Source organism: Streptomyces sp. AC627_RSS907 (assembly GCF_019049165.1).
This window is the reverse complement of sequence record NZ_JAGMUE010001556.1, coordinates 1-550: the sequence shown is the minus strand read 5'-3', so window position 1 is coordinate 550 and position 550 is coordinate 1. Positions and strand designations below refer to the sequence as shown.

Sequence of the window (550 nt, the reverse complement as noted above, 5' to 3'; positions counted from 1 at the left end):
CGATGCCCACCAGGAACGCCCCCACCGCCGCGGAGACCTGCAGTTCCTGGGCGACGCCGGCGACCAGCAGGGTCAGGCCCAGCACGACGAGCAGCAGCATCTCGGGGTTGTCCGACGAGACGGCCCGGCTGATCAACCGGCCGTGCCGCAGGGCGAGGTAGAGCACGATACCGACGGTGCCGAGCGCGATGAGCAGGGTCAGGCTGCCGCCCGCGAGCCCGGCGCCGGCGACCAGCGCGGTGAGCAGCGGCAGGTAGACGGCCATCGACAGGTCCTCGATGACCAGGACGCTCAGGATGACCGGCGTCTCGCGGTTGCCCAGGCGTCCGAGGTCGGTGAGGACCTTGGCGATGACGCCCGACGAGGAGATCCAGGTGACGCCGGCGAGGGCGACGGCGCCGACTGGGCCCCAGCCCAGGAGCAGGGCGGCCACGGCCCCCGGGACGGCGTTGAGGACGAAGTCCACCACTCCGGACGGGTACTGGGTCTTGAGGCTGGTGACGAGTTCTGACGCGCTGTACTCCAGACCGAGCAGGAGCAGCAGCAGTAT

At 70.7% G+C, this 550-nt stretch carries 1 protein-coding gene; it reads right to left on the bottom strand.

Annotated elements, in window-relative coordinates:
* On the bottom strand, window positions 1-550 hold a 550-nt coding region (locus KUM32_RS42970; RefSeq protein ID WP_217146972.1), incomplete at both ends, for a cation:proton antiporter.